The following is a 9,717-nucleotide window of genomic DNA, read 5'->3' on the forward strand; positions in this document are numbered from 1 at the left end:
AACTATGGCGGGAGTCTCAAGTGAATACTTCGGTAATGAGTGAATAATTTATAGGTGGCTGTAAAAATTAGGAGTTGTGAGCCACCTAATTAATAACTCATAAATTTATAATTTAATAACTAATTTAACTATTTAATTTAATTTATTTAAGCAAAAAAAATCGACTAATTCTTTTAAAGTAGTATGATCACTGGTCGGTACGATCGCCTGAATTTGATTAATATTGTTGCTATCTAAATAAATAAAAACTTGTTCTCGTAAGATTTGACGAGCCTGAAGCGTAAATCCCATAATTTCTAATTCAAATCTGGCTTGTCTTTCTTTTGCCAAATTAACTATAAATCGAGTCATGCTCAACAATCGAGTTGAAATCTCTTGAGTAGTTGATGGTTTTGTCACTTCGCCGTTTAAGATCGAGCATTTGAGGTCTAAATTATCTTCTAAAAAGACTAAAATCCCTTCTTTGATATATTGTTCGACCCCGTCTATGCCTAAAGCACCTAGATCGGCTAAAGCAACAATTTTAGCTGCAAGAGAAGTATGCTTGAGAGGATCGTATAGATAAGGTTGATAGATAGAAAAAGGAGAGAAACTATAAGTAGTTTTGCCTGCTTGAGGGTCGCGATCGCAAATAGTAGCTAAAATAGCTTCTTTGATAGTGGATAGATCGGAATCGGCAAATAAAATTTCAGGGTCGATTTGATGTTTTGCTAAAGCTTGATTGAGATTATTAATGTATTTGATTAATTTATCGCTTGTCGCAACTTCGCTAACCCCTGGAATACGCTGGCGAGGTGCTGAGAATCCAGGCACAGAAAACTTTTGCACCATATCGTGAGAAATCGCGCATAGATCGATGATACTTGCTAAACGATTGATTTCTGCTTGACTTTGGTTGAGGGTGGGTGCGATCGCTTGAAAAATAATCTTTGCTCGGCGTTTTACAGCCAAAGCATGATCTATAGTGTGGTAATAAAGTTGCTTTTCTTCAGTTTCTCGACGAATTTCTTGTAGGACAAAATTTTCTACCAGTTCGACAGTTTCGGCAAACGAACTTGGTTTTGTTTCCCAATTGTTTGTTATCATCGGCGATCGCTTTTTTCTTAAAAACCTATTAATCAATCGAATGATTAATCAATAATGGATAGTTGTCAATTATCCATTATTGATTATTTACTATTGCCACATTTTTTGAATGATGGTGTCTGGAGCGATATCCTCTAAGCTGTTGGTTTTAGAGATAATTTCCTGACAATTTTCGGTCTCAGCAGGCAGAGTTTTGCGTTCTGCATCGGTCAATAAGGCAAAACTGTAAGTACTGCTAGCAATGGCTAGTTGTAAAGGAGTACCAGCATTAGATAAAATTAAATTTGCTCCTGCAATAATACCTGCCATTTTACCCACATCGGAAGGAGCGATCGCTTTGAGTTGGTTATTAGCCGACATCATTTTGGTTACCCATTCCCTATTGCTATTCGTTTGTAACAGTAGAACAGATAATCCTGTTTTTCGGCGATCTAGATCTTCGACAATTTGTTGCCAACTGTTCAGAGGATATACAGGAGTAGTAGATTCTACAGGTGGATTATCGCAAAGAATTATATAACCGCTATCTTTGAGAGATAATCTATTTTGTTCTGATTCTGCCCAAGCAATATCTTCTGTCGGGACATTAATAGTTATGCTCGGACAAGCAGTTTGAATGCCAAACCCCGTAACTAGGTCGTGATACATTTCCGCTTTATATTGTTCGGATTTGCGGGGGACAGCCCGAGATAAAAATATGGCAGAATCATCTTGATAGCCTACTCTAATAGGAATGCCATTCAGCCAAAGGAGTAGTTTAATCCGCCAGGTAGTTTTGAGACTGATTACCGCATCATATTCGCGATCGCGCATAACCCCTAAAACGTTAAGATACTCTGCAAAACTATTGCGATCTTGGAAGTCAAAAACCAAAACTTCATCAACGTTTTTGCAAACACGGTAAGCTTTTTTCGATCTTGGTTCTACTAACACATCTATCGCAGCTTGAGGATATTCCTGTTTTAGGGTTTCCAGGGTAGGAAAAAAGAGCAGTTGATTGTCAATTCCGCCAGGGATAAGAGCCAGTATACGCATTATTGATGAAGAAGATATAGTCTTTAGTTTTATCTGAGGTCAATTTTAGTAGATGATAGAGCTAAACAGATTTATTTTAAGGAAAACATCTTAAATGCACTTACTCATTCCTGCTGCTGGTATGGGTCGTCGCATGGGCAGCGATCGCAATAAACTATTATTAGAATTGTTAGGTAAACCTCTACTTGCTTGGACTTTGTTGGCTGGAGAACAATCTCAGACTGTTGAATGGATTGGCATTATGGGACAAACAGTAGATTTTCCCGATTTTAAAGATATTATTGACCAACTAAATTTGACCAAACCAGTCAAATTAATCGTGGGAGGAGATACGCGCCAAGAATCAGTTTACAATGGCTTACAAGCCCTTCCAGAAGTAGCTGAGAGAGTATTAATTCATGATGGGGCGAGATGTTTGGCTACTCCTCAGCTATTCGATCGCTGTACCGAAGCCTTGGATAGTTGTCAGGGTTTTATTGCTGCCATACCAGTTAAGGATACGATTAAGGTAGTTAATGAGTCTTTGGTAATTTCCGATACTCCCGATCGCAGCAATCTTTGGGCTGCTCAAACTCCCCAAGGTTTTGATGCCAGATTGCTTAAGGAATGTCACGCTCGCGGTAGGAAATTAGGCTGGCAAGTTACGGACGATGCAGCTTTGTTTGAAAAATGCGATCTTCCCGTGAAAATTGTTCGAGGGGAGGAAACTAATTTAAAAGTTACTACTCCTGTGGATTTGGCGATCGCCGAATTTATTTTAAGGCAAAGACAATAGATCGGTTTTTACTCAATTTTTTAAGCTAGCTTTTTTAAAGCAGAAATAGCATGAAGTTGAACTTTGCGATCGCCATCTGCTGCTAATTGTTCTAAAGTGGCTTTGGCTATCGGGCAGCGTAATTCTCCTAGAGATGTAGCCAGAGTCTGTCTGAGTTGGGGAGATTCTAATAATCGATTTTGTTGTTGCCAATAATGAATCAAAACCTTAGTAGCTTCTAGTTTCAGTTCGGGGATTTTGGTTCTGCCTAAGATAGTTACACTTTCTTGGGCGACTAGATCGCTACAATCAACCAGAGTTTTGGCTAAATAGGCGATCCCCGAACTAATTTCACTCCAACCTAAAGCTTTAACTAAATCTAATTTCAAAGCTTCGGGAGTAGTATCGGCTTGCAGAACGGAATAGATCGCTGCGGTGGCAGTTTCTTGCTTCATGCGACTGAGAGAAATAGCTGCTTGTTGGCAGACTTCTAAATTAAAATCGCGAAGTAGGGGTTGTAGATGTTCCACAAGATTTAATTCAACGCAAATATCGGGACGAAACCCCAAGGCGATTGCTGCTTCTTGGCGGACATTACTGGCTTTATCTTGGAGTGCTGCTATTAATACAGGAGGAATGCGAGAGTCGTGGAAACTGCTGAGAGCTTTTATGGCGATCGCTTTTAATTCTGCTTCTCCATTAGTAGCTACGGTTATAAGTGGAGCAATAGTTTTAGAGGTACGAATATAGAATAAAGATTGTACTGCTAGCAAACGATATTCTGATTCGTTTAAAAGTTCTGACAAAGCTTCGATGGCATCATCGCCAATTTTAGTTAAATTTTTTCCAGCAGTCTCGATTAATTCCCTATCTGATGTAGCGTGAAGCAATTCTACTAAAGCCAGAATAACTCGGCGATCGCTAAAGTTACCTAATATTTGACAAATAAATCCTCTAGTATCAATTTCGAGGGTTCGATCTTGAAGCAATTCAATTAAAACTGGGATAATATTTCTACCAAATAAAGGTAGTAACTTAGCAATCGACCATTTACTTTGAAAATCGGCTTTTATTAAGGAAGATAGAGCCAAATCGAAAGCAGTTTGCCAATCTTTTCCATTTAAAACAAATTCTTTAGCTTTTTTACGGCTTTTGGTTTGGGGTAACAGTTTGAGATAATTATTGACTGATAGCCAATCTTGTTGCTGTGCTGCTGCTACTCCCAGGTAAAGTATCTCTGATATAGAATGTGGTGATTGATTCGGTGTTGCTTCTGATTTAATATAGGTCACGCGATCGCTACTCTCACACTGATGATAATTAGGAAATTAGCTATAAAACTCTAACTTTATTATCATTTTAGTTTTTTCCTATATTGGTAGCATAGACCACAAAATTATTTCATAATGCAAAAAAAGAATTTTTGCCATGCAATTTAACCATTCAAGCAATATTTTTAGTAATAGGAAGCAATATTGGCGTGAAAATCAATAACCCCCAAACTATAGTAGTGAAGATTGGTACTTCTAGCTTGACGAGAGACTCCGCAAGTTTGACTCAGAATACGGGACAAATTGCGATCGCCACTATCGCTTCTTTAGTAGAAACATTATGTCAGTTGCGCGATCGAGGACATCGAGTAGTGCTGGTTTCTTCTGGGGCTGTAGGGGTGGGTTGTGCCAGATTAAATCTTAAAGAAAGACCCCGTAAAATGGCTTTAAAACAAGCTGTGGCTGCTGTGGGACAAGGGCGGTTAATGCGGATTTATGACGATCTGTTTAGTAGTTTACAACAAGCGATCGCACAAATTCTTCTAACCCGTCGAGAATTAGTCGAACGCAATACCTATGTTAATGCTTCCAATACTTTTCAAGAGTTGCTAGATCTAGGGGTAATTCCTATAGTCAATGAAAACGATACCATTGCTGTAGACGAACTAAAATTTGGCGATAACGATACTCTTTCGGCTTTAGTAGCGAGTTTAATTCAAGCAGACTGGTTATTTCTCCTAACTGATGTAGATCGAATGTATTCTGCCGATCCCAGAACCGTACCCGATGCTAAACCGATTGAATTAGTAACTCATGAAGAATTCGATCGCCTGCAAGTAGATGCGGGTTCTAGTGGTTCTCCATGGGGTACTGGAGGCATGGCGACCAAACTAGCTGCTGCCCGTATTGCTACTAGCACTGGAGTGAGAACTGTTATAACTCAAGGAAAATCCCCTCAAAATATTTTGAAAATCCTGGAAGGGGAAGATTTAGGGACGCAATTTGAAGCTCACCCCAAAACCGAAAATGCTCGCAAACGTTGGATTAGTTATGGTTTAGTACCTGCGGGGACATTATATTTAGATGAGGGGGCGGTGAAAGCCATTAGCAAAAAAGGTAAATCTTTACTACCTGCGGGAATCATCAATGTTGAGGGAGAATTTACTACCTCTGATGCAGTAAAACTCTGCAACGAACGAGGAATAGAGTTAGGTAGAGGTTTGGTCAACTACAACAGCAACGAAATCAAACAAATTAAAGGACATCATTCTACAGAAATCTCGAAAATACTAGGCTACGATAGCTCGGATACAGTCATACACCGCAATAATCTAGTTCTCAATTAACAACTCAAACATAGTACAATATAACTATATAAAAGCAATTTTCTACACAAAGCGATCTAAAGGAAATAAACATAGGATTGTATCTATAATTAAAAATCATTACAGAAAGCTTTAAGGCGGTCAGGAAAGCTTTTGTGTTAAAATTTTTGAGTATTTTTTCATAAAATCAAAAATCCAAAGCTAATTAGGCATTTTTCGGAGAAACTACATGGCTGATAATTACGGTGCAGATCAGATTCAGGTTCTGGAGGGTTTAGAAGCAGTACGCAAAAGACCAGGGATGTACATTGGTTCGACAGGGCCTAAAGGATTGCATCACCTCGTCTATGAGGTAGTGGATAACTCCATCGATGAAGCACTGGCTGGTTTTTGTACCCATATCGAAGTTGATATCAATGACGACGGTTCGATTACTGTTACCGATGACGGACGCGGTATTCCCGTTGGGATACATTCCAAAACAGGAAAATCGGCTTTAGAAACAGTCATGACCGTACTCCACGCTGGAGGAAAATTTGGTGGCGGTGGTTATAAAGTGTCTGGTGGTTTACATGGTGTAGGGGTATCAGTAGTTAATGCCCTGTCCAAACTAGTCGAGGTTACAGTGTGGCGAGATAAAAAAATCCACGTTCAACGTTACGAACGAGGAAAGCCTCAAGGTAAATTAGCAATAGATCCTAACAAAAATGACCCCAAACGTACTGGTACTTCGGTTCATTTTGTGCCAGATGACAAGATTTTTACTGAAACCACTACTTTTGAATACGAAATATTAGCCAAACGTCTCAAAGAGTTAGCTTATCTTAATGCAGGGATTAAAATAACTTTTTCCGACCATCGCGGTGAAGAAATTCGTCAGAATGTTTATTGCTACGAAGGGGGAATCAAAGAATACGTCGAATATATGACGCGGGAAAAAGATCCCCTCCATAAAGATATTATTTATGTAAATAAAGAGAAAAATGGCGTAACTGTAGAAGTTGCTTTGCAATGGTGTATTGATGCTTTTAGCGACAACTTATTTGGTTTTGCCAACAACATTCGTACTATTGATGGCGGTACGCATTTAGAAGGATTGAAAACCGTTCTTACGCGGACGATGAATACTTTTGCCCGCAAGCGCAACAAGATTAAAGAAAACGAATCTAACTTAGGCGGGGAGAACATTCGCGAAGGTTTGACAGGAGTAGTTTCAGTTAAAGTACCCGAACCAGAATTTGAAGGACAAACCAAAACTAAGCTGGGTAATACAGAGGTTCGCGGTATTGTCGATTCCATCGTTGGGGAAGTCCTCAAAGAATATCTAGAATTCAACCTTAATGTGGGCGATGCCATCATTGAAAAAGCCATTCAATCTTTCAAAGCCGCAGAAGCCGCCCGTCGTGCCAGGGAATTAGTCCAACGCAAATCCGTATTAGAATCTTCTCCCCTCCCAGGAAAGCTAGCCGACTGTAGTTCTCGCGATCCTGAAGAATCGGAAATTTTTCTCGTGGAAGGCGATTCAGCAGGGGGAAGTGCCAAGCAAGGAAGAGATAGAAGATTTCAAGCAATTTTGCCCCTCAGAGGTAAAATCATCAACATTGAAAAGACTGATGACACTAAGATCTATAAAAATAATGAAATTCAGTCGATGATTACCGCCCTTGGTTTGGGCATTAAAGGTGAAGAGTTCGATCCAGCGCAACTGCGCTACCATCGCATAGTAATTATGAGTGTGGCGGGAGACGAACCTACTTTAGTCTTAGATGAATATACAGGACAAACCGAGTTTGTGAATATTGGCGACTTTATTGATGAATGCGTCGAAGGGAAACGCACTACGGAAAGATATCAGGTAGTCTGTTTCGATCCTCAAACCAATGAAACTCGTTTTCGTCCCCTTAAAGCCGTAATTCGTCACGGACATGAAGAGGCAATGTATCAGATTACTACCAGATACAATCGTTCGGTTAAAGTAACCTCTTCTCACAGTGTCTTTGTTTATGAAGATGGCAAAGTAAAACTGAAAAAAGGTAATGAAATTCGCGAAGGGGATTTGTTAGTTGCCAGTCGTCGCTTACCTCGTCCCGATAATAGTCCCAATCGCATCGATCTATTAAAGACTTTCTACGAAGCGGGGTTAACTGATTCTCTTTATTTACAAGGAGAAGATGTCAGAGAAATTGCCGCTAAACGAGTATTAGCAAAAGTAGACAAACCCGAACAGTGGAATCAGCCCAGAGTTCAACTAGATACAGCATCATGGCAAGAATTAATCGACCAGCGTCAAGCTGCGGGTATCTCTCAAAAAGCAGTAGCTACTAGCTGTGGTGTCAAACAGCCCATTACTATTAGTCATTGGGAAAGAGGTATCAATCGACCTACTTTAGCTGATTTTCTCAATTATCTTGAGGCAATTGGCGGTAATGATAATGTGATTTACGAAACTCTACCCTCCAAGATCGATCGCTTGATAGAACAAGACGATAATAGTAAAAATGCCCGTTGGCGAGAAGTAAGTGCTTATAAAGCAGTCAGTTTCTTTACTCCTAACGAATTAAACCAACTAGGAGAAGAAATTAAAATCGTCCCTCAAGCACATCTAGATAAGGCATTCGATCGCTTTATGGCAGTCGATCTCGATTTGATGTATTTTTTGGGTTGGTATGTTGCCGAAGGCACTCTAAGCAAGCATCAAGTTAGTTTGAATTTGGGTACAAAAGACGAAAGATTTATTCCCGAATTAATTAGTGCGATCGAAAGAGTATTTAATGAAACTCCTCGTTTGTATCGAGATCCCGATAGCGAAGGAATCAAACTCTATTTCCATAGCGTTGCAGCAACCAGACTGCTAAAAGCTTGGGGAGTAGCGGAAGTGGCACATCAGAAAAAACTGCCCGATCTAGTTCTTAGCGTTAACGAATCATTGCAATTAGCTTTCTTAGAAGGTTACTTCTTAGGAGATGGTACTACTGTCGGTAAGAATATCTCCTTTACCACCAACTCTAAAAAGCTTAAAGATGGCTTATTGTATTTATGCGGTCAACTGGGTTTAATCGCTAGCCATAGCCAACATCAACCATCCACCAGCCAAGATGCAGAGATTCAAACTCGTCACGATTATTACACCATTACCATCTGTGGCAAAGAACAATTAGAATTCTGTCGTCCGATATGGCAACATCATGCCAATTCAAATCAGTTAGAAGAACATCTAGCTAAAACTACCCGTAAGTCTCTGGCTTTTGTACCCATCAGCGATGACTTAATGGGCTTAGAGGTAACTTCTCATCAAGAAATCGATTTAGTTGGCGATTATGTCTACGATTTCTCTGTCCAAGATGACGAAAACTTTGTTTGCGGTACTGGTGGTATAGCCTGTCACAACACTGACGCTGACGTTGATGGAGCGCACATCAGAACCTTGATTCTAACCTTCTTCTTCCGCTATCAAAGAGAATTAGTAGACCAAGGTTATATCTATATCGCTTGTCCTCCGTTGTATAAACTCGAACGGGGTAAAAACCATCAATACTGCTACAGCGATCGCGAATTAGAACAGCGTATTGCCGAATTTCCTGCCAACGCTAACTACAATATCCAGCGTTTTAAAGGACTTGGTGAGATGATGCCCCAACAACTTTGGGATACTACCATGAACCCAGAAACCAGAGCGATGAAGCGGGTAGAAATAGACGACGCAGCCGAAGCAGATCGCATCTTTACCGTCTTGATGGGGGACAGAGTTGCTCCCCGTCGGGAATTCATCGAAACCAACGCACCTAAGTTAAATCTAGACGATTTGGACATTTAAGTTGTGTCGATTAAACCATAAAGTGAAGAAATAAAGCATAACATGAAATTTTAAAGTATATGCTGAAAATAATTAAACCATAAGCTGAAATTTCATGTACCATATAGGGTATCTCACATTATAAGAGATACTCTTTTTTTATGGCTGTTTCCAAAAAATTAAGTACGCCTCGCCAATATAAACAAAATGCTGGTCATTTTATCAGTTGCAAAATGCAAACTAGCGTCTGGTATGAATCTGTTCTTCAAAGAGATTTTATGTATTGGTTGGAGTTCGATCCTGATGTGGTATCGTATTCCACGTCAACAGAACCACTGAAATATTACGATAAAGGTAAAGAGAAGCTCTACTATCCCGATTTTCAGGTTATTCGCCATCAAAAGAAACAAGTTGTCGATCTAAAATTTCAGAAGGCTATTAAAAGTAAAGAAT

General features: G+C 39.7%; 6 protein-coding genes and 1 pseudogene. 4 read left to right on the plus strand and 3 right to left on the minus strand.

Annotated elements, in window-relative coordinates; genetic code table 11:
• Positions 1 to 132 precede the first annotated feature (132 nt).
• On the minus strand, positions 133 to 1,086 hold the full coding sequence (locus tag AC33VI_RS02005; RefSeq protein ID WP_491780600.1) for a hypothetical protein: 954 nt from the start codon (positions 1,084 to 1,086) through the stop codon (positions 133 to 135).
• A gap of 90 nt (positions 1,087 to 1,176) precedes the next feature.
• Positions 1,177 to 2,121 (minus strand): glycosyltransferase family 9 protein, encoded by a 945-nt coding sequence (locus AC33VI_RS02010; RefSeq protein ID WP_491780601.1) that lies wholly within the window; start codon positions 2,119 to 2,121, stop codon positions 1,177 to 1,179.
• A gap of 94 nt (positions 2,122 to 2,215) precedes the next feature.
• On the opposite strand from AC33VI_RS02010, the gene ispD reads away from it, so the two are divergent.
• Positions 2,216 to 2,896, plus strand: a complete 681-nt coding sequence (gene ispD / locus AC33VI_RS02015; protein WP_491780602.1) for a 2-C-methyl-D-erythritol 4-phosphate cytidylyltransferase — start codon at positions 2,216 to 2,218, stop codon at positions 2,894 to 2,896.
• Between the two features lie 20 nt (positions 2,897 to 2,916).
• On the opposite strand, the gene AC33VI_RS02020 is transcribed toward ispD, so the two are convergent.
• Positions 2,917 to 4,167, minus strand: a complete 1,251-nt coding sequence (locus AC33VI_RS02020; protein ID WP_491780603.1) for a HEAT repeat domain-containing protein — start codon at positions 4,165 to 4,167, stop codon at positions 2,917 to 2,919.
• 194 nt (positions 4,168 to 4,361) lie between these two features.
• Here AC33VI_RS02020 and proB point away from each other — a divergent pair, with 194 nt between their 5' ends.
• From proB to AC33VI_RS02035, 3 genes and pseudogenes are all read left to right on the plus strand, one after another.
• Positions 4,362 to 5,492: a glutamate 5-kinase gene (proB, locus tag AC33VI_RS02025; protein WP_491780605.1), complete on the plus strand. Its 1,131-nt coding sequence runs from the start codon at positions 4,362 to 4,364 to the stop codon at positions 5,490 to 5,492.
• A gap of 208 nt (positions 5,493 to 5,700) precedes the next feature.
• Positions 5,701 to 9,285 (plus strand): DNA gyrase subunit B, encoded by a 3,585-nt coding sequence (locus tag AC33VI_RS02030; protein WP_491780604.1) that lies wholly within the window; start codon positions 5,701 to 5,703, stop codon positions 9,283 to 9,285.
• 140 nt (positions 9,286 to 9,425) lie between these two features.
• Positions 9,426 to 9,717: pseudogene (locus AC33VI_RS02035) on the plus strand (hypothetical protein); the annotation flags it as partial.

It is taken from the genome of Waterburya sp. (assembly GCF_058530065.1).